Origin of the sequence: Amycolatopsis sp. NPDC102389, assembly GCF_044765885.1 — a bacterium.
Lineage (GTDB): Bacteria > Actinomycetota > Actinomycetes > Mycobacteriales > Pseudonocardiaceae > Amycolatopsis.
Genome location: NZ_JBIWKX010000019.1, coordinates 1 through 24591 on the forward strand (window position 1 = coordinate 1; position 24591 = coordinate 24591).

21 protein-coding genes and 1 other RNA gene are annotated in these 24591 nt (G+C 70.5%); 12 read left to right on the forward strand and 10 right to left on the reverse strand.

What is annotated here, in order from left to right; all coding sequences use genetic code 11:
- The first annotated feature begins 237 nt into the window (after positions 1–237).
- Both ACIRGA_RS18095 and ACIRGA_RS18100 read left to right on the forward strand, forming a co-directional pair.
- Entirely contained in the window at positions 238–3060 is a 2823-nt protein-coding gene (locus tag ACIRGA_RS18095; protein WP_400942430.1) for a PQQ-dependent sugar dehydrogenase, read from the forward strand.
- 87 nt (positions 3061–3147) lie between these two features.
- A complete protein-coding gene (locus ACIRGA_RS18100) occupies positions 3148–5967 on the forward strand; it encodes a PQQ-dependent sugar dehydrogenase (RefSeq protein ID WP_400942432.1) in 2820 nt (939 codons plus the stop codon).
- Between the two features lie 73 nt (positions 5968–6040).
- Here the strand turns inward: ACIRGA_RS18100 and ACIRGA_RS18105 are convergent, their stop codons facing one another.
- Positions 6041–7564: a 3-hydroxyacyl-CoA dehydrogenase gene (locus ACIRGA_RS18105; protein ID WP_400942433.1), complete on the reverse strand. Its 1524-nt coding sequence runs from the start codon at positions 7562–7564 to the stop codon at positions 6041–6043.
- A gap of 169 nt (positions 7565–7733) precedes the next feature.
- Here ACIRGA_RS18105 and ACIRGA_RS18110 point away from each other — a divergent pair, with 169 nt between their 5' ends.
- Both ACIRGA_RS18110 and ACIRGA_RS18115 read left to right on the forward strand, forming a co-directional pair.
- Positions 7734–7928: a hypothetical protein gene (locus ACIRGA_RS18110; protein ID WP_400942434.1), complete on the forward strand. Its 195-nt coding sequence runs from the start codon at positions 7734–7736 to the stop codon at positions 7926–7928.
- 9 nt (positions 7929–7937) lie between these two features.
- Positions 7938–8561: a TetR/AcrR family transcriptional regulator gene (locus tag ACIRGA_RS18115; RefSeq protein ID WP_400942436.1), complete on the forward strand. Its 624-nt coding sequence runs from the start codon at positions 7938–7940 to the stop codon at positions 8559–8561.
- Here the strand turns inward: ACIRGA_RS18115 and ACIRGA_RS18120 are convergent.
- A complete protein-coding gene (locus tag ACIRGA_RS18120) occupies positions 8545–9234 on the reverse strand; it encodes a TetR/AcrR family transcriptional regulator (RefSeq protein ID WP_400942437.1) in 690 nt (229 codons plus the stop codon). The genes ACIRGA_RS18115 and ACIRGA_RS18120 overlap by 17 nt on opposite strands.
- Positions 9235–9351: 117 nt before the next feature.
- Between ACIRGA_RS18120 and ACIRGA_RS18125 the strand changes: the two genes are divergently transcribed.
- Complete coding sequence (locus ACIRGA_RS18125; RefSeq protein WP_400942439.1) at positions 9352–9822, forward strand: nitroreductase family deazaflavin-dependent oxidoreductase; 471 nt, start codon at positions 9352–9354, stop codon at positions 9820–9822.
- A 78-nt stretch (positions 9823–9900) separates the two neighbouring features.
- On the opposite strand, the gene ACIRGA_RS18130 is transcribed toward ACIRGA_RS18125, so the two are convergent.
- The 3 genes from ACIRGA_RS18130 to ACIRGA_RS18140 form a co-directional block, all read right to left on the reverse strand.
- Positions 9901–10116, reverse strand: coding sequence for a hypothetical protein (locus tag ACIRGA_RS18130; RefSeq protein ID WP_400942441.1), 216 nt, complete (start codon positions 10114–10116; stop codon positions 9901–9903).
- Between the two features lie 67 nt (positions 10117–10183).
- A complete protein-coding gene (locus tag ACIRGA_RS18135) occupies positions 10184–10840 on the reverse strand; it encodes a response regulator (protein ID WP_400942442.1) in 657 nt (218 codons plus the stop codon).
- Positions 10837–12006, reverse strand: coding sequence for a sensor histidine kinase (locus tag ACIRGA_RS18140; RefSeq protein ID WP_400942444.1), 1170 nt, complete (start codon positions 12004–12006; stop codon positions 10837–10839). Before ACIRGA_RS18140 ends, ACIRGA_RS18135 begins: the two co-directional genes overlap by 4 nt.
- 52 nt (positions 12007–12058) lie before the next feature.
- On the opposite strand from ACIRGA_RS18140, the gene ACIRGA_RS18145 reads away from it, so the two are divergent.
- Positions 12059–13117 (forward strand): hypothetical protein, encoded by a 1059-nt coding sequence (locus ACIRGA_RS18145; protein ID WP_400942446.1) that lies wholly within the window; start codon positions 12059–12061, stop codon positions 13115–13117.
- Here ACIRGA_RS18145 and ACIRGA_RS18150 read toward each other — a convergent pair.
- Positions 13111–13689, reverse strand: a complete 579-nt coding sequence (locus ACIRGA_RS18150) for a hypothetical protein (RefSeq protein WP_400942447.1) — start codon at positions 13687–13689, stop codon at positions 13111–13113. The genes ACIRGA_RS18145 and ACIRGA_RS18150 overlap by 7 nt on opposite strands.
- Before the next feature lie 170 nt (positions 13690–13859).
- Here ACIRGA_RS18150 and ACIRGA_RS18155 point away from each other — a divergent pair, with 170 nt between their 5' ends.
- A complete protein-coding gene (locus ACIRGA_RS18155; protein WP_400942449.1) occupies positions 13860–14609 on the forward strand; it encodes a response regulator transcription factor in 750 nt (249 codons plus the stop codon).
- The gene (locus ACIRGA_RS18160) at positions 14587–16068 is read left to right on the forward strand and encodes a sensor histidine kinase (RefSeq protein WP_400942451.1); all 1482 of its coding nucleotides are present in this window, start codon (positions 14587–14589) and stop codon (positions 16066–16068) included. The genes ACIRGA_RS18155 and ACIRGA_RS18160 overlap by 23 nt, the downstream gene beginning before the upstream one ends.
- On the opposite strand, the gene ACIRGA_RS18165 is transcribed toward ACIRGA_RS18160, so the two are convergent.
- A complete protein-coding gene (locus ACIRGA_RS18165; protein ID WP_400942453.1) occupies positions 16046–16936 on the reverse strand; it encodes a serine/threonine dehydratase in 891 nt (296 codons plus the stop codon). The two genes, ACIRGA_RS18160 and ACIRGA_RS18165, sit on opposite strands and share 23 nt — an antisense overlap.
- Positions 16937–16982: 46 nt before the next feature.
- On the opposite strand from ACIRGA_RS18165, the gene ffs reads away from it, so the two are divergent.
- Positions 16983–17077: signal recognition particle sRNA small type (ffs, locus tag ACIRGA_RS18170), an RNA gene on the forward strand.
- Positions 17078–17087: 10 nt separating this feature from the next.
- On the opposite strand, the gene ACIRGA_RS18175 is transcribed toward ffs, so the two are convergent.
- Positions 17088–17921: a spermidine synthase gene (locus tag ACIRGA_RS18175; protein WP_400942454.1), complete on the reverse strand. Its 834-nt coding sequence runs from the start codon at positions 17919–17921 to the stop codon at positions 17088–17090.
- 81 nt (positions 17922–18002) lie between these two features.
- Here ACIRGA_RS18175 and ACIRGA_RS18180 point away from each other — a divergent pair, with 81 nt between their 5' ends.
- Positions 18003–20027 (forward strand): DNA polymerase III subunit gamma and tau, encoded by a 2025-nt coding sequence (locus ACIRGA_RS18180; protein WP_400942456.1) that lies wholly within the window; start codon positions 18003–18005, stop codon positions 20025–20027.
- Positions 20028–20118: 91 nt separating this feature from the next.
- On the opposite strand, the gene ACIRGA_RS18185 is transcribed toward ACIRGA_RS18180, so the two are convergent.
- Entirely contained in the window at positions 20119–21099 is a 981-nt protein-coding gene (locus tag ACIRGA_RS18185; protein WP_400942457.1) for an ArsR/SmtB family transcription factor, read from the reverse strand.
- Positions 21100–21348: 249 nt separating this feature from the next.
- On the opposite strand from ACIRGA_RS18185, the gene ACIRGA_RS18190 reads away from it, so the two are divergent.
- Entirely contained in the window at positions 21349–22908 is a 1560-nt protein-coding gene (locus ACIRGA_RS18190; RefSeq protein ID WP_400942458.1) for a helix-turn-helix domain-containing protein, read from the forward strand.
- A gap of 397 nt (positions 22909–23305) precedes the next feature.
- On the opposite strand, the gene ACIRGA_RS18195 is transcribed toward ACIRGA_RS18190, so the two are convergent.
- Positions 23306–24145: an N-acetylmuramoyl-L-alanine amidase gene (locus tag ACIRGA_RS18195; RefSeq protein ID WP_400942601.1), complete on the reverse strand. Its 840-nt coding sequence runs from the start codon at positions 24143–24145 to the stop codon at positions 23306–23308.
- Positions 24146–24234: 89 nt separating this feature from the next.
- Between ACIRGA_RS18195 and ACIRGA_RS18200 the strand changes: the two genes are divergently transcribed.
- Positions 24235–24591 carry a YbaB/EbfC family nucleoid-associated protein gene (locus tag ACIRGA_RS18200; protein WP_005166259.1) on the forward strand — a complete coding sequence of 119 codons (357 nt, stop codon included), beginning with the start codon at positions 24235–24237 and terminating at the stop codon, positions 24589–24591.

The following is a 24591-nucleotide window of genomic DNA, read 5'->3' on the forward strand; positions in this document are numbered from 1 at the left end:
GGCGGCGCGCCGGCCCGGCGCCCCCCGCGGGGCTGCGGGGGCGGGCTCGGGCGCCCCCCCCCCCCCCCCCCCCCCCCCCCCCCCCCCCCCCCCACCCCACCGAGGCCTCACCGCCGCGCTCTTCTCGTACGGATCATTGCGGTTCGGTTGCTTTGAGATAAATGAAAGCCCCCGGCGGCAATGACTTCCCCGGTTCCGGCGACCTGCCCAGGACACGCCGGAAATGGGGAAGCGCCGATGATCAAGAACCGGGTACTCACTCGCGTATTCATCGCGCTGTCGGTTTCAATCCTGCTTCTCCCGGGCTGGGTGGGCGCACCGCGAGCGATCGGGGCGCCCACACTGCCGTCCGGCTTCGTCCTGCGTGACCAGCCGAGCGGTCAGGCCGCGTTCGACCTGACCGATTTCGCTTATCTGCCGGACGGTTCCGTGCTCAGCATCGGCAAGAGCGGCAAGGTCGCCTGGGTGCCGGTCACCGGTCCGTCCCGGACTGTCGCGAACCTTCCGGTCCACGATAACGGGGATCTCGGCCTCGTCGGTCTGGCCGTCGCACCGGACTTCGCCACGACGCGCCAGATCTACCTCGCGTGGTCGTTCGACACGAGCGGCGGCGCGTTCACCATGCGGGTGGCGCGCTGGACGGTGACCGGCACGGACGTCCCCACCGGTCTCGCGAACCAACGGGTGCTCGTCGACCTTCCCGGGTTCTACGACGTCCACGGCATCACGGGGCTCGTCACGGCGCCCGACGGCACATTGTGGATCTCCATCGGCGACGCCGCCGACTTCACCAGGATGGATCCGGGCGCGTTGCGTTCACTCGACCTCGATCAGCTCTACGGCAAGATCTTGCACGTCACCCCGGACGGAGCCGGCGTCCCCGGCAACCCGTACTACTCCGCAAACGCGCCGGATGCCCATCGCTCCAAGGTGTTCTCCAGCGGCTACCGCAGCCCGTTCCGGTTCTCCCTCGACCCGCGGCTCGGCCTGCCGGTCGTGGGTGACGTCGGCTGGAACACGTGGGAAGAGGTCGATATCGTACGGCCGGGGGCGAACCACGCGTGGCCTTGCTGGGAAGGAAACGCCCCCACGCCAGGGTATTCCGGGCTGGCGGGCTGCGCGGGTGTGGTCAACACGCCGCCGGTCACCGCGTACCACCACGGATCCGGTGCGGACGAAGGGAACAGCGTCACCGCCGGGATCGTCTACAGTGGATCGTCCTATCCGGACGAATACCGGGGCGCCTTCTTCTTCGGCGATTACGTCACGCAGAAGATCTGGACGATGACGTACGACAGCCAGGGCAGGCTCGTCCGGGCACCGGAGCGGCCGCCGAGGTTCACCGGCGTCGGCGGGCCGGTCAAATTCGCGGCCGCGGCCAACGGCGACATCGTGTACGCCGACATCCACACCGGAAACCTGCGCCGCCTCAGCTATCCGGGGACGAACGCGGAACCGGTCGCGGTGGCGACGTCGAGCACCGAACCGTCGACGCGGACGGTGACCTTCGACGGCAGCGGTTCCTACGACTTCGACGGCGATCCGCTGACGTACCACTGGGATTTCGGCGACGGCACGAGCCAGACCGGCGTCCGCGTGACCCACACCTACGGCACCGAGCTGACGAGAGCGACGGCGCGGCTGACCGTCACGGACCGTCTCGGTGCCGACGACGGCACCGACGTCGTCGTGGTGCCGGGCAACCATTCGCCGATGCCGGTGATGACGGATCCCGGCTCCCGGACGTTCGCGGTCGGGGAACCGGTCGTCGTCGGGGTGACGGCGACCGACGCCGAGGACGGCGTTCTGCCGGTCTCGTGGACCACGCTGATCCGCCACTGCCCGGAAGAAGCGACCTGTCACGCGCATCCCGGTTCGCCCGGCGGCGGACCGGCTTTCACCGTGCCCTTCACCGACCACCAGGACTCCCGCGTCGAAATCACCGCGTCGGTGACCGACAGTGCCGGGGTGACGGCGAGCAAGACGTACGTCGCCATGCCGCGTGAGCACCGGCTGACCCTGACCGGTTCCGTGCCCGCGGCCTTGAGCATTCCGGCCGAGGGCGGGGTCAGCACCGCGATGGTGACCGAAGGCGCGACTTTCGAGGTCGTGGCGGAGGAGATCGCCGCGGACGGCGTTTCGACGTTCGCGAACTGGTCCGACGGGCGCACTTCGCGCACGGTGACCATCACCGTTCCGGCGAACGACCTGACCCTGATCGCGAACTACCTCACCCCGATCGACAAGCGCTACCAGGCGGAACCCGCGCTGCGGCAACGACTCGGCGCGCCGTCCGGGCCGGAGGTCGCCGACGGGACCGTGCGCTACCGGCCGTACGTGAACGGCAGGCTCTACTGGAGCGCCGAGACCGGCGTGAAGCAGATCGAGGGCGAGATCCTCAAGAAGTACCTCGCGCTGGGCGGGCACCGGACGTTCGGGCCGCCCGCGACCGACGAGACCGCCACGTCGGACGGCCTCGGCCGCTTCAACCACTTCCCGAACCGGCCCGGCACTATGCAGGCGTCGATCTACTGGACGCCGTCGACCGGCGCGCATCCGGTGTACGGGCGGATCCGGGTCAAATGGGCGGCGCTGGGCTGGGAGGCCGGCCCGCTCGGCTACCCCACGACCGACGAACTCCCGACCCCCGACGGGATCGGCCGGTTCAACCACTTCAGCAAGAAGGCGTCGATCTACTACACGGTGCCGACCGACGCGCACGCGATCTGGGGCCGCATCCGGGTGCGGTGGGAGGCGCTCGGCTGGGAGACCGGCCCGCTCGGCTACCCCGCCACGGACGAATCCGCTACGCCGGACGGCGCCGGCCGCTACAACCATTTCACCAAGGCGGGCTCGATCTACTGGACGATGGCCACCGATTCGCACGCGATCTACGGGGCGATCCGGCAGCGATGGGCCGCGCTCGGCTGGGAGCGGTCGTACCTGCGCTACCCCACGACGGACGAGTTCGGCATCCCCATCGGACGGCAGAACAGCTTCCAGGGCGGCTACGTCACCTGGAACCGGAGCACGGGTCAGGTGATCGACCGACGGTGGTGATCACAGTTCGATAAAGGCACTCGAAAGTGTGAAATGCCCACGTAGGCCCCATCGATGAGACGTTCGACTGGGGAAAGGGGCCCTTGCATGCCTTCGAGATTCCGTGCGCTCTGTCACGCCCTCGTGACGTTGCTGATAGTGACCTTGCTGGTGCCGTTGACGTCCACTCCGGCGTCCGCGGTGCCCGTGTTGCCGCCCGGCTTCGTCCTGCGTGACCAGCAGAGCGGGCAGGCTCCATACGATCTGACCGACTTCGCCTACCTGCCCGACGGCTCGATGCTGACCACCGGAAAGCAGGGCAACGTCGCCTGGGTGTCCACCACCGGGCAGACCCAGAGCATCGCCACCCTGGCGGTGCACAGCAGTGGTGACCTCGGCCTGGTCGGAATCGCGATCGCGCCCGACTACGCCACCTCCCGCACGATCTACACGGCCCGCGCGGTCGACGTCGCCGGCGGGATCGCCCTGCGCGCCTCGCGCTGGACGGTCACCGGCAGCGCCCAGCCGACCGGGCTGACCGGCGAAAAGGTGCTCATCGAGGGCGCCGCCAACACCGACATCCACGGCATCACCGGTGTCGTGGCCGCCCCCGACGGCACGGTGTGGGTCTCGACCGGCGACAGCTCCCGGTTCCAGGGCGCGGCCGACCCGTTCGCGCTCAACGTGTACGACCTCGACAAGATCTTCGGCAAGATCTTCCACATCACCGCGGACGGCGCCGGCGTGCCGGACAACCCCTACTACACCGCGGCGAACCCGAACTCCTTGCGCTCAAAGGTGTTCGCGAGCGGCTTCCGCAGCCCGTTCCGGTTCACCCTCGACGCCGCCACCGGCCTCCCGGTGGTCGGCGACGTCGGCTGGGGCACCTGGGAAGAGATCAACTTCGTCCAGAAGGGCGCGAATCTCGGCTGGCCCTGCTTCGAGGGAAACCAGCCCGCGGACGGTTTCTCCGCGATGCCGCAGTGCGCCTCGGCTGTGAACACCCCGCCGATGCTGGCGATCCGCCACGGGCAGGGCATCGACAACGGCAACAGCGTCACCGCCGGCATTGTCTACAATGGAGAGTCGTACCCGGAGGAATACCGGGGCGCGTACTTCTTCGGCGATTACGCCACCGAGAAGATCTGGACGGCCAAGTACGACACGCAGGGCAGGGTCGTCCGCCCGCAGGAGACGCCGCCGAAGTTCACCGGTATCGGCGGTCCGGTCAAGTTCCTGGCCGCGGCCAACGGCGACATCGTCTACGCCGACATCTACAGCGGCCTGCTGCGACGGCTCAGCTACACCACCGGGAACAAGGCGCCGGTCGCGGTCGCCACTTCCGAGACGAACCCCGAAACCCGCACGGTCGCCTTCGACGGCAGCGGTTCGTACGACTTCGACGGCGACCAGCTGACCTACGAGTGGGACTTCGGTGACGGGACCACCGGCACCGGCGCGAAGGTCAGCCACGCCTACCCGGCGGGCGCCGAGAAGTTCACCGCCAAACTGACGGTGAAGGACGGCCTGCAGGCGGCCGGGAGCACGGATATCGCCGTGGCGCCCGGGAACCACTCGCCGAAGCTGACCATGACCGACCCCGGTGAGCACCTGTTCGCCGTCGGCGAGGAGGTCAAGGTCGGCGCGACCGTGACCGACACCGAGGACGGCGACCTTCCGGTCACCTGGACCACCTTGGTGCGGCACTGCCCCGAAAACGCGGTCTGTCACGCGCATCCGGACCAGAGCGGCACCGGCCCCGCGTTCGCCATGCCGTTCACCGATCACACGGACTCCAACCTGGAGTTCACCGCGACGGCGACCGACAGCGCCGGCGTCAAAGTCTCGAAGACCTACATCGCGAAGCCTCGCGAGCACCGGCTCACGCTGACCAGCAACGTCGCCGCGGCGCTGGGCATCACGCCGGAAGGCGGGGCCTCGTCGGCGATGGTGGTCGAAGGCGCGACCGTGGAGGTCCAGGCGGCCGAGGTCGCTTCGGACGGCGCGTCGACGTTCACCGGCTGGTCCAACGGGGCCACCGGGCGGCTGACGAACATCACCATGGGCACCGCCGACCAGACGATCACGGCGAACTACATCACCCCGATCGACAAGCGCTACCGCGACGAACCCGCGCTGGCCCAACGACTCGGCGCGCCGACCGCGCCCGAGGCCGTCGACGGCACGGTCCGCTTCCGCACCTACGAGCGCGGGCGGCTGTACTGGTCGAAGGACACGGGCGTGAAGCAGATCGAGGGCGAGATCCTCAAGAAGTACCTCGCCGCCGGCGGTCACAAGGAATTCGGCCCGCCCGCGACCGACGAGATGACCACACCGGACACCATCGGCCGCTACAACGACTTCCCGATGTGGCCCGGCAAGATGCAGTCGTCGATCTACTACACGGTGAACACGGGCGCGCATCCGGTGTTCGGCCGGATCCGGGTGCGGTGGAAGGCGCTGGGCGCGGAGGCCGGTGAAATCGGCTACCCGACCACGGACGAAGGCATCACGCCCGACCGGATCGGCCGCTACAACCACTTCAGCAAGAACGCGTCGATCTACTACACGGTGCAGACGGACGCCAAGGCCATCTGGGGCCGGATCCGCGTCCGGTGGGAAGCGCTCGGCTGGGAGACCGGGCCCATGGGGTATCCGACCATGGAAGAGGCGACGACGCCGGACGGTATCGGCCGGTACGTCCACTTCACCAAGGCCGGGTCGATCTACTGGACGATGCAGACCGACGCGCACGGCGTCTACGGAGCCATCCGGCAGCGCTGGGAGGCGCTCGGCTGGGAGGCCGGGTATCTGAGGTATCCGACCACCGACGAGTTCGCCGTTTCCGGCGGACGGCAGAACAACTTCCAGGGCGGATACGTGTTCTGGAACGCGTCGAATGGGGCGGTGACCGACCGTCGCTGGTAAGCGGTAATCGCGCGTGAAGGCCCCCTTTCCTCGGCTGAACCGAGGAAAGGGGGCCTTCACGCGCTTCGGGGTCTCAGTGCAGCAGATCGGCCGGTGACGTGCCCGTCGATGTCAGCGGCAGGCCGAGCGCGACGCGTTCGGTGAGCCAGGCGCTCGGCCGGTAGCGCTGGTCGCCGGTGCTCGCGACGAGACCGCGCAGGACGCGCAGCACGAGATCGGCGCCCGCTTCGTCACCCCAGGTCAGGGGCCCGCGCGGGTAACCGAGGCCGAGCCGGACGGCGGTGTCGATGTCCTCCGGCGTCGCGAGCCGTTGCCCGGCGATGAAACAGGCGGTGTTGACGATCGAGGCGAGCAGCCGTTGCGCGATCGGCGCGGGGCCGTCACGGACCACGGTCACCGGCAGGCCGGTCGCGGCGAGCGCGCCCCAGGCGGTGCGCCCGGCGGCCGGGTCGAGCGCGGGGTGGACCGAAAGCGTCAGGCGTTTCCCGTAGCCGCCAAGAGGATCGACGCCGACGACCCGTTCCGCCGGGAGGCCCGCCGCGAGCGCCGTGTCCACAGTGGACGAACCGATCGGGCTGACGATCAGGACCGTGTCCGGGTAGGCGGAGTGCACGACCTGGATGCCCGCCGCCGACAGCAGCGTGCCGAGGCGTTCGTCGTCGACCCACACCGGGGTGCTCGGGGCTTCCGGCGCGGCCGGTTCCGGTTCGACCTGTTGCTGCCCGTCGACATAGCTGTAGAAGCCTTCGCCGTTCTTGCGGCCGAAGAGCCCTGCGGCGACCCGGGGACGCGTCAGCCACGACGGCCGCAACCGCGGTTCGCCGTGGAAGCCGCTCCAGATGCTTTCGAGCACGGCGTGCGAGACGTCGAGACCGGTGAGGTCCAGCAGCTCGAACGGGCCGAGCTTCAGGCCGAGAACGTCACGGGCGACGCGGTCCACTTCGGCCGGGCTCGCGATCCCCTCGGCGAGGATCTGCAACGCCTCGGTGCCGAGCCCGCGGCCGGCGTGGTTGACCAGGAAGCCCGGCGCGTCGCGGGCGAGGACGGGTTCGTGCCCCCAGCCGCGGACGAGTTCGGTCACGGCGGGCGGCAGCCACGTGGCGGTCCGGGCGCCGGGCACGACCTCGACCAGCCGCATCAGCGGGACCGGGTTGAAGAAGTGGAGGCCGAGCAACCGGCCGGGATCGGTCAGCGCGGCGCCGATCTCGGTGACCGAAAGCGAGCTGGTGTTGGTGGCGAACACGGTGTCCGGGCCGCAGACCCGTTCCAGCTCGGCGAACAGCGCGCGTTTGATCTCCAGATCCTCGCGGACCGCTTCGACGACCAGGTCGACGCCGTCGGCAGGGGCCAGCGGACTCTCGGCCGCGATCAGCCTGCCCTTCGCGGCGTCGGCGGCTTCCTCGGTGATCTTGCCCTTCGAGGCGAGCTTGCCCAGCATCGCGCCGACGTGGTCGATGGCCTCGCCGACCGCCTCGGGCCGGGCGTCCGCGAGTTCGACCTCGAGCCCGGCCGTCACGGCGAGCTGGACGATGCCCCGGCCCATCACCCCGGTTCCGATGACCCGGATCCTGCCGACCTGCTCCGCCCACTTCTCCACCGCGAGCCGCCTTTCCCTCGATGTCGTCCCGTCGTGACGCTAGCCGCCACACCGATATCTCGCCCGGATGGGTGATCCGTGCCCCACTCGGCGTAAGGCCACCGAGCCGGCGAGGTCCCCTCCGCGAAAACCGAGTGTTCCGCGCACCACCCCCGAAGGGAAAGCTCCCATGGCCACCGTCCCCGCCGCCGCAGCCGTCCGGACCACGCCGTTGCTCCTCGTCGCCGTCCTCTTCGGCGCCGTCGCCGCGTTCCTGGCGAGCCAGGCGTTGTGGCCGCTCACCGCACTGGCCGTCGTGGTCGCCGCCGCCGTCCTCGCGGGCGGAGTGTGGCTGTCCGGCCGGAAGGCCGGCTCCGAACTCTAAGATCGCCGTGTGACGGCGAAACGCTTGACGCGGGAGGAAAGCCGCGAGCAGACCAGGCAGCGCCTGCTCGCGGCGGCCGCCGAGCTGTTCTCCGAACGCGGGGTCAACGGCACGTCCGTCGAGCAGATCGCCGAACGGGCGGGCTTCACGCGTGGTGCCTTCTACGGCAACTTCGACGGGAAGCACGAGCTGGTCGTCGAACTGCTGCGCCGCCGGACCCAGCGCGAGGCCGAGGAGGTCGCGGCGTTGCGTGAAGGCGTCGGCTCCTTCGCCGAGATGATGGACCGGCTGCGCGCCTGGAACGTCGAGCGCGCCGAACACCTCGCCGGCTGGCTGACGCTGCGCACCGAGCTGGCCCTTTACGCACTGCGCAATCCCGATGCCCGTCCGCTCGTCGGCGAAGGCGAGAAGTCGACAAGGGCGCTGCTGGAGACTTCGATCCGGGCCGAGCTCGCCGCGCGGGGCGCGGAACCGCCCGCCGATCCGGCCTTCCTCGCGTTGATCCTGCACGCGCTCGAGGACGGTCTCCTGTTGCAGCGCTTCCTCAGCCCGGAGGGGACGGGCGACAAGGACGTGGTCGACGCCGTCCAGCTGTTGATGCGCTCGTGGACCGCGCTCAGCCGGTCATCTTGATCCCGGTGAACTCGGCCATCTGACGGATCCCGTGCGCGAAGAAGGCGTCCGCCGGGTCGACGGAGCCGACGTACTGGCCGAACAGCTCGAAATTGATCATCCCGAACAGCTGGGTCCAGGCCATGATCAGCCGGGAGGCGGTCTCGGGGCCGAGGTTGACCTTCAGGATCTCGGTGAGTGCGTCGAGCTGGTGGAGCAGCTCGACCGGCATCTCACCGACCTCGGTCTCGACCCGGAGATTCGCGTCGCGCAGGACCGCGACCAGTGCGAACGCCACCCGGCCCGCGGGGGCGACGGTGTCCTGCGGAGCCTGGTAGCCGGGGATCGGCGAACCGTAGATCAGGGCGTACTCGTGCGGGTGAGCCTTCGCCCAGGCGCGGACCGCGTGCCAGATCGACTCCCACCGTTCCAGCGGGGCCTTCTTGGGGTCGTCGGCGGCCTCCGCGGCTTCTCCGACGGCGTTGTAGGCGTCGACGATCAAGGCGGTCAGCAGCTCCTCGCGGCTGGAGAAGTACCGGTAGAGCGCTGACGAGACCATGCCCAGTTCTCGCGCGACGGCGCGGAGTGAGAGGCCGAGCGCACCGACTTCGGCGAGCTGGCGACGGGCTTCGTCCTTGATCTCACGGGTGAGCTCGGCGCGCGCACGTTCGCGCGCGGTCTGAGTGGCGGCCATGCTCTCACTGTAGAGCATTGCACCTAAACGAGAGCAGTGCTCTTGACATGATGCACCGCTCTGGTGTTCACTGCTCTTAACAGAGAGCACTGCTCTCGCAGACTTCGAGGAGACGAGATGACCACCACCCCCGCCGTCGCCGCCAGCACTGCCACCACCCGCTACCTCAAGCCCGCCAAGGCGACCAACGCGTTCAACGAGTTCGTGCTCAAGCTGACGAAGCTCGGCGTCAGCGTCCTGGGCAGCCGGGTGCTCTCGGTCCGCGGTCGCAAGAGCGGCGAGCTGCGCTCTGTCCCGGTCAACCTGCTGAAGCTGGACGGCGAGCGCTACCTGGTCGCGCCGCGCGGTGTCACGCAGTGGGTGCGGAACCTGCGCGTCGCCGGTGAGGGACAGCTCACCGTCGGACGCCGCACCGAGGCGTTCACCTACACCGAGCTCGCCGACGACGAAAAGCCCGAGATCCTGCGCGCGTACCTCAAGCGCTGGAAGTTCGAGGTCGGTGTGTTCTTCGATGGTGTCGACGCGAAGGCGTCCGACGAAAAGCTGCTGGAGATCGCGCCCGGCTACCCGATCTTCAAGATCGCCTGATCACGCGAGTTACGCCTCCAAGCACGCGAGTCACGCCTCTGATCACGCGAGTTCGGCGTTGAGGCCGAGGAGAGACACCTAGCCGGTCTTGTCGTCACCAGCGGCCCGGCGCGTACGACGGGCGGTGGCCGCCACCAGCACCACCCCGACCAGGAACGCGACGAGCCCGATCAGGAACCACAGCTTCTGCCCGGTCATGAAGCTGCCGGTCAGCACGCCGGCGCCCTGGAGCACCCAGACCCCGCCGACCAGCAGGAAGACCAGCCCGATCGTGAGCGTGACCCAGCGTTTCATCCACAGCTCCCCGCTTCGACGTGCCCTGTGGCGATTCTGGCACCGGGAGCCCCGTCCGGCGAACCGATCACCGGCCGCCGACGAGACCGTTGCGGTAGGCGTAGACGACGGCGTGCACCCTGTCCCGCAGCCCGAGCTTCGCCAGGATCCGGGAAACGTGGGTCTTCACCGTCTCCTCGCCCACGTGCAGGCGCTCGGCGATCTCCGCGTTGCTGGAGGCGTCGGCGACGAGCAGGAGCACTTCGCGTTCGCGTGAGGTGAGCCGTTCCAGTTCCGCGGGTTCGGCGGCCGCGGGTTCGATGCTGCCGGCGAAGGTCGACACCAGCCGCCGGGTCACCGCCGGGTCGATCAGCGCGTCGCCGCGCGCGGCCACCCGCATGGCCGAGACGAGTTCTTCGGGGGCGAGGCTCTTCAGCAGGAACCCGCTCGCACCGGCCCGAAGCGCGCGGTAGACGTACTCGTCGGAGTCGTACGTCGTCAGCACGAGGACACGGGTGTCGTTGCCGGGCGCGGACATGATCGCCTCGGTCGCGGCGAGACCGTCCAATTTGGGCATCCGGACGTCGAGCACGGCGACGTCCGGGCGCAGCGCGGCCGCCTGCGCGACGGCCTCGCGTCCGTCCGCCGCTTCACCGACGCATTCGAAATCCGCCTGGGTGTCCAGTACCGCGCGCATCCCGGACCGGAACATCGCGTGGTCGTCGGCCAGCAGAACCCGGATCACTGTGCCTCCAAAGGAAAACCGACTCGAACCCGCCAGTGCCGCCCGTCGTCGAGCGGTCCGCATTCGGCCTGTCCACCGAACAACGCGACCCGCTGCCTGATCCCGGCGAGGCCGCGTTTCGTCGAGTCGGCGGACGTGTTCGGACGGCCGATCTCGTTGGTGATCGTGAGGAGCACCTCCGTCTGCCGGTAGGCGAGGTCGATCTCGACGATCCCGCCGGAGCCGTGCCGGAGCGCGTTCGTCAGCGCCTCCTGCGCGATGCGGTACAACGCGATGTCCACCGACGCCGGGAGTTCCCTCGGCCCGCCATGACTGATCAGCCGCGCGGGCAGCCCGGCGGTGCGGAGGTTGTCGAGCAGCTCGTCGAGGTTGTCCAGCCCCGGCTGCCGCTGGACGTCGCCGTTCTCCTTGCCGTGCAACAGATCCAGCAGGCGGCGCAGATCGGCCATCGCGGCCCGGCTCGACGATTCGACGGCCGAGAGCGAACGCCGTACGGCCGGTTCGCCCTCCGGCAGCCCGAGCCGCGCGGCACCGGCGTGCACGCCGATCGCGCTGACGTGGTGGGAGATGACGTCGTGCAGGTCGCGGGCGATCGTCGTGCGTTCTTCGACGACGGCACGGCGGACCGCCTCGGCTTCGTGCTGCCGCCGTTGTTCCTCCGCGCGCTGGAGATCGGCGATGTACGCGCGCCGCGCGGTCGTGTAGCGGCCGACCATCCACGGCAGCAGCCCGCTCACGCCGACGTCGATGAGCACGAGCCGCCAGTCCCGGTCGCCCCGGTCGGCCGGGATGAGGATGCAGGCGAAGAGCCCGGTGAGGATCGCGGCCAGCGCCGCCAGCGCCGGTTTGATCGAAAGCCAGGCGCCCGCGCGGTATCCCGCGATCAGCACGCCCGCGTTGGTGGCCTGCAAATAGTGGTCGTACGGGTACAGCAGGAGCGGCGCGGCGATGAGCAGCGCGCCGTGCGCGGCGGAAACCCAGCCGGAATACCGCGAAGGCCCGGCGAGCGCGGCGTTGGCGATGATCCCGCCGATCAGGACCAGCCATGCCTGCCAGCCGAGCGAGAGCGGCGGTCCCGAGATGAGGAACAGGCCGGCGTCGGCGACGAGGCAGACGGCCGCGACCGCCCAGGCCTGTCTCGCCAGCGAACCACTGATGTCCCGCACGGGCACAACTCTGCCCTATTTCGCTGGACAGGGGTTCTTAAGATCGAAACCCATGGGGACCGCGACGACGCCCGTGCTCTGGACGACCGGGGCGCCGGGAACGGGGAAATCGACCACCGCCTGGGGTTTGTACACGCGCCTCGTCGAATCCGGCGGCGACGTCGCGTACGTCGACATCGACCAGCTCGGCCTGATCGGCCCGCCACCCGGCGGCGGGGACGCCGCGCACGCGATCAAGGCGGCCAACCTGCTGCGAGTACTGGAAGTCCTGCGAGGCACCGCGCAGGTCGTGGTGTCAGGCGTGGTGGACCCGGCGAAGCCGTATATCGAGGGCCGGGACTTCGACCTCACGCTCATCCGCCTGACGTGTGAACGCGACGAACTCGAGAGCCGCTTCCTCGGCCGCGGCTCACCCGCCGCGGCCCTGCCCGACCTCTTCGCGGTGGCGGACGCCTACGACCGCACCGGTTTCGGCGAACGGATGGACACCACCGGGCAACGGCCCGAGGAAACCGTGGAAGCGCTGTTTCACCGTTGTGTGGTGGACACCGGAACAGTACGGCGTCCGGACCCCGAGCCCCCGCTGCCCGGTCCGGTGACCGTGGTGACCGGCCCGACGGCGGTCGGCAAATCGACGGCCGCCTTCAGCGCGCTGCGGGACCTCTGGGCGCGCGAGATGCCCGTCGCGTACGTCGATCTCGCGCAGTTCGGGTTCGTGAACCCCGGCCCGGATCCGGCACTGGAGGCGGCGAACCTCGCGGCCGTCTGGCGCGGCTACCGCGAAGCCGGAGCGAAGCGGCTGATCGTCGTCGCCAGGGAATTCCGCCCGGAGCACCGGCGGGTCTTCGAAGAGGTCGACGTCGTGCACCTCGACGCGGACGACACCACGCTCACCGAGCGGGTCGGGCGCCGGGCGAAGGGCGAGTCCGCGCTGCTGGCGGGCGACGAACTACGCGGCGCGCCACCCGGGGTGCGGGACCGGGTGGCCGCCCGCGCGGTCGCCGAGGCGGCCCGGATGCGGCGTTCCGGCGGAGACCGCGTCGTCCTCGACACCTCCGGACAGGAACCCGCCGAGACGGCCGCCGCGCTTCTCGCCGTCCTGGGTCAGTAGCGCCGCTGGCCGTCCTGTCCCGGTTGGCCCTGACCGGGCGGCCCGCCGCGCTGGTTCTGCCCGGGTTTGCCGATACTCGTCGCCGTCGCGGTGTCCCCGGTGACCTTGGCGTTCACGAGCACCGTCTCGCCGACCTTGGGCTCGCCGGTCTTCTTCGTCGACGCGTCGATCGTATAGACCTGCTTGTAGCCGTCCTTGCTGGTCAGGCTGACGGACGTCGCGCTGATCTCGGTGATCTCGCCGGTCTGCGTCCGCTCGGTGCTGTAACCGCCATTGCCGTCGGAGACGACGAAGTCGCCGTGCAGCGCGTCGCGCGGCATACCCCCGCCGGGGCCGATCAGCACCCGGCCGCCGCCGGGGCCGCCCATCATCCCGCCCTGTTCGGCGCCGTTCGCGGCGGTCCCGGCCCAGATCGCGGCCCCGCCGCCGGCGGCGATCACCACCGCCACCCCGGCCGCGATCGCGGTCTTGCGGCCCGACCAGGTCTTCTTGGGCTCGCCCGCCGGGGCGGGCGCGCCCCAGGCGGCGGGCTCGTCCGCCGGGGGTTCGGCGGGTTTGGTCGGTTCGGTCATCTGGTCGCCTCCGTATGGTCGGTTGCGGCCATGGTCGGCGCCGTCGCTGTGCGGGAGCTGTGCCGCCGGTGGGCACGCGCTGTGTTTCGCTCCCCGGCAGGGTGATCGTTCACAGGAAACGCACAGGCGGGACACAGAGAAGCCTCATCGGGACCGCCCAGGATGGCAGCATGACCAGTGTGAACGTCCCTTCGTCCGGTTCCGCGAAGGCCGGCCTGCGCCGTGCCGACGGCAGCCCCGTGCGGGTGCTGGTCGTCGACGACGAGGCGACCTTGTCCGAACTCGTGTCGATGGCGCTGCGCATGGAGGGCTGGGACATCCGCACCGCCGCCGACGGCACCGAGGCCGTCCGCGTCGCGCGCGAATTCCGGCCGGACGCGGTGGTGCTGGACGTCATGCTGCCGGATATGAGCGGCCTGGAAGTCTTGCGCCGCTTGCGTTCCGAGGTACCGAACCTGCCGGTGCTGTTCCTGACCGCGAAGGACGCGGTGGAGGATCGGATCGCCGGGCTCACCGCGGGCGGCGACGACTACGTCACCAAGCCGTTCAGCCTGGAGGAGGTCGCGCTGCGGTTGCGCGCGCTGCTCCGCCGCACGGGCGGGGTCGCCGGGCCGAGCGGGTCGACGCTCGTCGTCGGCGACCTGACCCTCGACGAGGACAGCCGCGAAGTGCACCGCGGCGGCGATCTGGTGCCGTTGACCGCGACCGAGTTCGAACTGCTGCGGTATCTCATGCGCAACCCGAAGCGGGTCCTGTCCAAGGCGCAGATCCTGGACCGGGTGTGGAGCTACGACTTCGGCGGCCAGGCCAATATCGTCGAGCTGTACATCTCCTACCTCCGCAAGAAGATCGACGCCGACAGGGAACCGATGATCCACACGATGCGCGGCGCCGGGTATGTCCTCAAACCCGCGGGGTAGGCGGCCGTGGTCCCTGCGACGACGGCTGATCGCGCAGGTCGCGGGCCTGCTCGCGCTCGTCTGCCTGGTGGTCGGCGTGGTGACCGAGCTGGCGTTGCGGGACTTCCTGATCGACCAGCTCGACACCCGCCTCGCCGAGACCAGCGAACGCGCCGGCCGTCCGCCGCCACCGGGCCGTCCCGGCGGGGAAAGGGTTCCCGAGGGCCTTCGGGCGTATGGGCAGAGCACCGGTTCGTTGTTCGTCAACGTGTTCCCGGACGGACGTGTGCTCGCGGCGGTTTTGCGGTCCAGCTACGACGCGAAGGTCACCGATCCGTTCCCGCACGACGAGATCAGCCATGCCCAGGTCACCACTCTGCTGCGGTCGACGACGGGTGACAAGCCCACCGACGTGGACCTCGGGTCGCTCGGGGAGTACCGCGTGGTGGCGAAACAGTCGGCCAACGGCGGGATCGCGATCACCGGACTGCCCACCAAGGACGTCACGGACACCTTGTGGAACCTCGGTTTCATCTTCGGCGGGGTCGCCGTCGGCGGCATCCTGCTGGCGGGCGCGCTCGGCGCGGTGACCGTGCGGCGCACCATGAAACCCCTCGACCGCTTGGCCGCCACCGCGACCAGGGTCGCCGAGCTCCCGCTGGACCGCGGCGAGGTCGCGCTGTCCGAGCGAGTGTCCGAAGTGGACACCGATCCGCGGACCGAGGTCGGGAAAGTCGGGTTCGCGCTCAACCGCATGCTGGGCCATATCTCGAACGCGCTTTCCGCCCGGCAGGCCAGTGAAAGCCGGGTGCGCCGGTTCGTCGCCGACGCCAGCCACGAACTGCGGACGCCGCTCGCGGCCATCCGCGGCTACGCGGAACTCACCCGGCGGTCCGGCTCCGAGGTGCCGCCGGACATCGCGTTCGCGATGGGCAGGGTGGAGTCGGAATCGACGCGGATGACCGGCCTGGTCGAGGATCTGCTGCTGCTCGCGCGGCTCGACTCCGGCCGCCCGGTGGTGCACCAGCCGGTCGATCTGTCCAGGCTGGTCGCGGACGCCGTCGCCGACGCGCACGTCGCCGGGCCGGAGCACAAATGGCTCTTGGAGGTCCCGCCGGAACCGATCACCGTCCTCGGTGACGCGGATCAGCTGCACCAGGTGGTGATCAACCTGCTCGGCAACGCGCGCACGCACACGCCGGCCGGCACCGAGGTCGCCACCTCTTTGTCCATGGTGGACTCGACGGTGACACTGTCCATTGTCGACGGTGGGCCGGGGATCCCGCCCGGGATCCTCCCGGAGGTCTTTGAACGCTTCGCCCGCGGCGACGATTCGCGGTCACGGGCCGCGGGCAGCACCGGGCTCGGCCTGGCGATCGTCGCGGCCGTCGTCGCCGCGCACGGCGGTCGGGTCGGGGTCGTCAGCCGTCCGGGGCACACGGAGTTCCGGGTCGTGCTCAGGGCTTCCAGTCACTGTTAGCGCCGCAGAGGATGACGCAGGGCAGCTCGCCCTCGGTCCGCCCGGCCAGCCACGCGGCGAACGGCACCGCCGCGGCCGGTTCGACGGCGAGCCGGAACTCGTCCCAGAGCCGGTCCCGCGCGGCGAGCAGTTCCGCGTCGCTGACCAGCACCGACGTCACCCGATCCCGGAGCACGGCGAACGGGACGCCGCCGACCCTGGTCGCGCCCAGCGCGGACGCGGCCACCGAGTCGATCTCCACGTCCACCGGCTCGCCCGCCTCCAAAGCGGCGCCGAGCGCGCGGCATCGTTCCGGCTCGACGGCGAACGTCGGCAACCCGGCCAGCGACGTCCCCGCGACCAGCCCGCCGCCGCCGACCGCGACCAGGAACGCGTCGACGTCCGGCGCGTCCTGGACCACTTCGGCCGCGACGGTGCCCTGACCGGCGACGACGGCGGGATCGTCGTACGCGTGCAGGTACCGCGTCCCCGGCTCAGCGGCGGCTTCGAGCGCCTTCGCTGCGGCCTCGGCGTACGTCGCTCCGTGGCGGATGAGCTTCGCGCCCGCAGCCTCGATCCGGGCCGTCTTCGCCTCCGGAGCCGACTCCGGCACGTACACCGTCGCGGGCAGATTCAGCAGCGAAGCCGCCGTCGCCACGCCCAACCCGTGGTTGCCGCCGGACGCCGTCAGCACGCGCTCCGGCAACGGGCCGCTCGCCAGCGCGTTCACCGCGCCCCGCAGTTTGAACGACCCGCTCCGCTGCAGATGTTCCAGTTTGAGGACCAGTGGCCGCCCGTCGACCTCGGCGCGCAGCACCGGCGTCCGCCGCACGAACGGATGAACGGCCTCGGCGGCCTTCAGGACATCTTCCCAGGTCGGAGTACTCATACCCCCCACTGTCCTCCATGCTGGGGCGGGAGTGACTACACTGGTCCTCGGATCCCGCGCGGCGTCCATCTTGTGAACCTCCCCAGGGCCGGAAGGCAGCAAGGATAAGCAAGCTCTGACGGGTGCGCGGGATCCCCTTTCATTTCTGGGGTCAGAAGATCCCGAACACATCCTTCGGCGGCACGGGCGAAGGCAGGGCTTCGGCGTCGGTGATGGGTTTCGCCTTGCCTTGCAGGTCACGGAGGTCATCGCCCGCGACACAGCGCGCCGGGTACGCCGAGGATGCGGCCCGGCGGCTCAGATCCTTGACCGGGAGTTCGACGCGGGAAGCGGCGACCACGATGTTCCCGAAGCGGCGGCCCCGCAGGACGCCCGGCTCCGCGAGCAGGGCCAGGTGCGGGAACGACGTCGCGAGTGTCGCCAGGAAACGGCGGAGAAACGGCAGGTTCGGCCCGTCCGACACGTTGGCGACGTAGGTTCCGGCCGGGCGGAGGACGCGCGCGATCTCGTGCGTGAACTCGACGGTCGCGAGCCCGCCGGCCAGGATTCCGCGTTCGAAAGCGTCCACGATCACCAGGTCGGCCGAAGCGTCGTACCGGCCGGAGACGCCTTCGCGGCCGTCGCCGACCCGGACCTTCAGCCCCTTCAAGCCCAGCTGCTCGCGGACGAGCGCGACGAGTTCACCGTCGGCGTCGAAGACCAGTTGCCGTGAGCGCGGCCGTGCGGCGGCGATGTAGCGGGGCAACGTGCAGGCCGCCCCGCCGACGTGAAGCGCGTCTAGCGGGCCTTCGCCGAGGCAGTCGACGACGTCGGCGATCCTGCGGATGTAGTCGAACTCGAGATCCGTGGGGTCGTCGAGGTTGACATGCGACTGGGCGACGCCGTCGACCGAGATCATCCAGGCGTTGGGACGGTCGGCGTCCTGGAGCAGTTCGGCGGTGCCGAAGCGGACCGGATACCTGCCTGGGGTCGGTGCTGGTCTCACCGTCGGACCTTCCCGGTATCCATCCATGCCCCCGCCGCCGCCCTCAACGGAGACGCTACGCGCCACTGTTAGATTCAACGCGTGGCTCTAGCTCTATACCGAAAGTACCGTCCGGCTACCTTCGCCGAGGTCGTCGGGCAGGAGCATGTGACCGATCCGCTGCGTACGGCGCTGGCCGCCGGCCGCATCAACCACGCCTACCTCTTCTCCGGCCCGCGCGGCTGCGGCAAGACGTCCAGCGCCCGCATCATGGCGCGGTCGTTGAACTGCGCGAAGGGTCCGACGCCGGATCCGTGCGGCGAGTGCAATTCGTGCCGCAACCTCGCGCCCGAAGGCCCCGGCAGCGTCGACGTCACCGAGCTCGACGCGGCCAGCCACGGTGGTGTCGACGACGCGCGCGAGCTGCGGGACAGGGCCTTCTACGCCCCGGCGGACTCGCGCTACCGCGTCTTCATCATCGACGAGGCGCACATGGTCACCACGCAGGGCTTCAACGCCCTGCTGAAGATCGTGGAAGAGCCGCCCGAGCACCTGATCTTCATCTTCGCGACCACCGAACCGGACAAGGTGCTCCCCACCATCCGGTCGCGGACGCACCACTACCCCTTCCGGCTGATCCCGCCCAGCTCCATGCGCGAGCTGCTGGAACGCAACGTCGCCGCCGAGGGCGCGACGGTCGAGCCCGCGGTGTATCCGCTGGTCATCCGGGCAGGCGGGGGTTCGGCGCGGGACACGCAGTCGGTGCTCGACCAGCTGCTGGCGGGAGCCGGGCCGGACGGCGTCGACTACTCGCGCGCGGTGTCGCTGCTGGGTGTCACCGACGTCGCGCTCATCGACGGCATGGTCGACGCGCTGGCCGCGGACGACGCGGCCGCCGTGTTCGGCACCGTCGAGCGGCTCGCCGAGGCCGGGCACGACCCGCGCCGGTTCGCCACCGACCTGCTCGATCGCCTGCGTGACCTGGTGATGCTGCGTTCGGTGCCGGACGCGGGTGAGCGCGGCCTCGTCGCCGCGCCGGACGACGAGCTCAAGAAGATGAAGGAGCAGGCGGGAAAGCTGGAGCCCGCCACGCTCTCGCGCTACGCCGACATCGTCCACAATGGACTGTTGGAGATGCGGGGCGCGACCTCGCCGCGGCTCGTGCTGGAGCTGCTGACGGCGCGGATGCTGCTGCCGTCGGTCGCCGAGGGCACCGACGCGTTGCTCGCCCGGCTCGAACGGCTCGAGCGCCGTGCCGCTTCGGCTCCGGCGCCCGTCGCCGGTGCTCCGGCCCAGGTCGCGCAAGCCGCTCCGGTGGCGCAGTCCGCGCCCGCGCCCGCCGCTCCTCCCTCGGGCGAGCCCGTCCGTGAGTTCCAGCGGCCGTCACAGCGATCCGCCGCGCCCGCTCAGCAGGCGGCACCGGCTCCCCAACCCGCCGCGCGGCCCGAGCCGGTCGCCGAGCGGCCCGCCCCGCAACGTCCTTCCGCGCCGACACCGCCGCCTCCCGCCGCGCCCGCAGCTTCGAGTGACGCGGCGCCCGCATCGGACGTGGACGGGATCCGCGCCCGGTGGCCGCAGGTGCAGGCCGCGATCCGCAAGATCCCGGGCGGCACCGTCACCGGGGCGATGCTCACGCAGGCGAGCGTGGTGAACGTCGAGGGCAACGCCGTCACGCTCACGCACAACGCGGAACCGGTGATCCGCCGCCTTTCCGAACCGCTGCACACGGAGCGCATCGCCGCCGCCTTCAAGGCGGTCTTCGAAGGTGACTGGCAGATCCAGTGTGTCCACGGTGCCGCGCAGCCCCGGCAGGCCGCCGCGCCGAAGGCCGCGCCGCCGCCATCCGCGCCCGAGCGATCCTTCACCCGCCGGTCCGCCGAAGCGCCCAGCGCCCCTCCTGCGGCCCCCGCGCCGAAACCGGAGCCCCAGCGGCCGAAGGTGACGACCAGCGAGCCGGACATCCCGCTCCCGCCCGAGCCGGTCGAGGAGGACGAGGACCTCTACAACGAGGACGCGAGCCCCGCGCCGCCTCCTCCGCCGCTCCCGCCCGAGAAGGATCCGGAAGAGATCGCCCGGAAGCTGCTCGCCGATCACCTCAACGCCCGTCCGCTCGACGAGCGCAAGTAGTCCTCTGAATGCGGTCCTTGCACACGCAACGACCGCATCCAGAGGACGAAACGCGGGGTCAGCGGGTCCTTGCACACGCGACGACCGCATTTCAGGGAGCGGTCGCCTCGTCGAGTTCCCCGGTGAGCAGTGCCGTGCCGAGCCGGGTGAGGTGGTGCAGGATGGCGCTGCCCTGCCGGACGCTGGTGACGAGCCCGGCTTCGCGCAGCACGGCCGCCTGTTTGCTGGCCGTGCCGATCGAGGTGCCGAGGCAGACGGCCAGCTTGCTGGTGGTGCGCGGGACGCGCAGCGCGCCGAGGCTTTCGGCACGGGTCCGGCCGAGGAGCGCCACCAGTTCCGGGGACACGTCCACCGGGCGCGCGTTCGTCACGCTCGCGGGGTAGAGCAGCACCGGCGGCAGCGCCGGATCGATGAAGGTGACCGGCGTGTTCGCGCAGAACCGGCTCGGGATCAAGGTCAGCCCCCGGCCGCCCAGCTGGACGGTCCGCTGCCGGGGGTACGCGATCTCCAGTACCTCGCCGTCCCAGCCGCGGACGCCGGGGACGCCGCGCAGCATCGCTCCCGCGCCCTCGGTGGCCAGCGTGCGCACCCGCCCGGCCCGGTCGGCGGCGACGGTCTCGCGCATGGTGTGCCAGAACGGCGCGATCACCAGGTCGTACGCGTCGCGCAGGGCGCCGACGACGCCGTGGACCTCGTCGCGATCGCCGTCGGCGAGCCGTTTCACCCAGGTCGGGGCGGTGCCGGTGAACACGGTCCGGAGGTCGGCGCACAGCCGCCCGCGAGGGGTGCACGCCACCGCTTCGAGCCCGCTTTCGAAGGAGCCCGCCGACGTGGGCGGGGTCAGGAAATCGGGAAAGTTCCCCTTCGGCGGGACAAGGGTGAACAGCGTCTTCAGAGATCTCGCCGCTTCTTCGTTCTGGCGCAGGTCCAGCTGGACCCGCCGCCGCCAGGCCGACGGGCGGTCCTCCCTCAGCTGATGCGAACCGAGGACCAGCTCCCACAGCGGGTCCGGCGCCTCGGCTATCCGGATCCCCTGGAGGTCCTTCCGATCGAAGATCATGCGCAGAGTCATGCCTCGTCCCCCTCAAGACGGCATTTTCTTCTCCGGCGGTAACTCAAACGTGCCGGACGCCCTGAGACAAGCCGATCGGACCAATCCGGGAGGGTGGGACGAAGACCCGGCCCTGACCTGCGGAGACGCGGGCGCGTGAGATGTTTCCGCGACGTCCGGGCGCGGTGATGTTTTCGCTGGGACGAAAAGGTGTGTCCCGTGCGCGGAGCATCGGTGACGCTTCGTGGGCAACACCCGGGGGAGGGACCCATGGCAGGAGGAGAACACGGCCGGGCCTTGGCGGAACTGCTGGAGGGGCTGAAACGGCGTAGCGGTCACAGCTACGAACGGATCGGTGCCAAGGCGCATCTGAGCCGATCGACCGTCCACCGCTACTGCAGCGGGGTCAGCTTGCCGGCCGCGTTCGGCCCGCTGGAACGGATCGCGACGGTCTGCGAGGCCGAGCGCGACGAACTGTCGAGGCTCTTCCGGCTGTGGGAACGCGCGGACGCGGCACGGGGAGAGGTCGCGTCCGCGCCTCCCGCCGCGCATCCGGTTCCGGAGCCACGGGGGCGGAGCCGGATCGGGTGGTGGCCGCTGCTGGCCTCGCTCGTCATGGTCACCGTGGTCGGGGCGAGCGCGATACCCGCGACGGAACCGGCCGCGCCGGCGCTCCACGCCCGGATGTGGACGGATGTCCCGTCCGTTGTGGACAGTGCGTTCTTCGGCGTGACGGCGAACAGCGAGACCGGGCTGATGCCCACGTTCGGCGTCGGCGCCGTCCGGCTCTGGGACTCGGGAACCCGCTGGCAGAACCTCGAACCGGACCGCGGCAGGCCCGTTTGGTCCACTTTGGACAGGCTGGTCGACGGCGCGAACCGGGCGGGGCTCCCGGTGCTGTACGTCTTCGGTGGCACCCCTGGCTGGGCGGCGCCGGGCGGGCCGCCGTCGGCCTATCCGGACGGCTCCCGGGCGGCGCCGCCCGACGACCTCGCGGACTGGGACGCCTTCGTCGGGGAAGTGGTCGAGCGGTATCGCGGCCGGATCGAGTCCTACGAGCTGTGGGACATGGCCAACCACCCGAAGTACTTCACCGGCCCGGTCGAACGGCTGGTGGAGATGGTCCGGCGGGCGAGCCGGATCATCAAGGCGGGTGATCCCGGCGCCGTCGTGGTCTGCCCGTCGATGGGGCAGCTCACCGATCCCGCGTACCGGCGGGTCCTGGAACGGTTCGGCGAACTCCGCGGCTACGAGAGCTGTGACGCCGCCGCGGTCAAGCTGCACCCGGCCCGGATGGCGGATCCGCCGGAGACCATGCTCGCCGTCGCGGACGAGGTCGAGCGGAGTTTCCATCGCACCAACGGGCACGCGAACCTGTGGAGCACCGGCACCGATTTCGACGTCCCGTTGCAGCCGGCGGTGGACCCCCCGGTCGCCGCGGACTACGCCGCCCGCTTCTTCCTGACCGGCCTCTACGCACGCTTCAAGCGGATGTACTTCTACAACTGGGGAAGCGACCGCGTGCCGATCGTGCTCCAGCCGGCGGGCGGGCCGCCGACCCGCGCCGCCGCCCACGTCGAACGGCTCGGCCGCTGGCTCGACGGCGCGAAGATCCGGTCCTGCGGCGAGGGCACGCGGGCCGGGCTGCCGGAGAACCTGTGGCAATGCCGGTTCGTCCGGGACGGCGCGGAGTTCCGGGTCGCGTGGGCCCCTTCGGGTACCGCGCGGCTGTCCGCGCCGGGCTCGGCGGAACGTCTCGACGGGACACGGCCGGAGATCGAGACGGGCTCCGTCGAGGTCACCGGCAGCCCGGTGCTGTTGAAGCCCTAGGTCCAGGTGGTGGGGGGGGGGGGGGGGGGGGGGGGGGGGGGGGGGGCGGCCCCCCCCACGCCCACCCCGCCGCCCCCGCCCCGCCCCCCCCCCCCCCCCCGCGGGGGGGGGGGGGGGGGCGGGCCCCCCCCCCCCCCCCCCCCCCCCCCCCCCCCCCCCCACCTGGACCCGCCACTTTCCGGCGCTGCTGGGCCGCGTGTACTTGGGAGGGTGTGAAGGTCAAGTTTCCTCGGTTCAGCCGAGGGAAGGGGGCCTTCACGCGCAGCCTCTGTGACTACTGGTGCGCATGGGGCGTACAGGGCGATCATCGAGTCCGTGAAGGCCTCCTTGAGGGACTCTGGGTCCCTCAAGGAGGCCTTCACGGCACAGCGGACCAGGGTAGAACCCGAAACGCCACTCACGACCCGGCGAGGTAGTCCTCGATGGCCTTCGCGATGACGGCGGCGTACTGCTGACGTCCCTCTTCGCTCGCCATCGCCGCGGCTTCGGCGGCGTGGCGCATGTTCCCGCATTCGACGAGCGCGGCGGGCCGGGTCGAGAGGTTGAGCCCGCCGAGGTCGGCGCGCGGGGCGAGCCCGTTCGAGCCGAGGTACGTCGACGTCGGGAAGCCGCCGGTGCGGAGGCCGTCCCGCAACGCGGTCGCGAGTTTCACCGAGGGCTCGCCCTGCTCGGCGTTCAGCGGTGGCGCCGAGTAGGCGACGTGGAAACCGTGTGCCCCGGCGGAAGTCGAGCCGTCCGCGTGGATCGACACGACCGCGTCCGCCCCGGCGTCGTTCCCGATCGCGGCGCGTTCGTTGACGCACGGCCCGACGCCGGTGTCGTTCTGCCGGGTGAGGACGACGCGGATTCCCTTGGCCACCAAGGCCTGAGAGATCCGCTGCGAGACGTCCCAGGTGAACGCGTGCTCGGAATAGCCGGAATTCGTAGAAGTTCCGGTGGTATTGCACGGTTTCGTCTTGCCACGCCCCGCCGGGACCTGCTTGTTGATCTCGCCGGGCCTGCCGGAGTTCCCGCCGTTGTGGCCGGGATCGAGCACGACGACCTTGCCGGTCTTCGGCTGACGGCTGCTCGAAGACGGCGCGCTCGAAGGTGGAGCGCTCGTCGTGGGGCTCGGCTGCGGAAGCGTGGTGAGGACCGTGGTGGTGCCTGGCGGGGGCGCACTCGACGGTGGCGACGCCGGGGTGTCGACCCCGCACGCCGTGAACAGCGTCAATCCGATCGCCACCACAAGGCCCATCCGTCGTCGCACGGCGCCCACGGTGCCACACGAGTGACGGCTAGGCTGGTAGGCGGCACGGGATTTTCCAGGAGAGGACCGATCGGATCATGGTGCAACCCGGTGGCGGCTTCGACCTGTCGCAGATCATGCAGCAGGCACAGCAGATGCAGCAGAAGCTGGTCGAGGCCCAGGAAGAGCTGGCCAACACGGAGGTGACCGGCACTTCCGGAGGCGGTCTGGTCACCGCGACCGTGTCCGGCGACAGCCAGCTCAAGTCGCTGGCCATCGACCCCAAGGTGGTCGACCCCGACGACGTCGAGACCCTGTCCGACCTGGTCGTCGCGGCCGTCCGCGACGCTTCGGCCAACGCGCAGAAGCTCACCGAGCAGAAGCTCGGCCCGCTCGCCGGCGGTCTCGGCGGCGGGATGCCGGACCTCGGCGGCTTCCCCGGGCTCGGCGGCTAG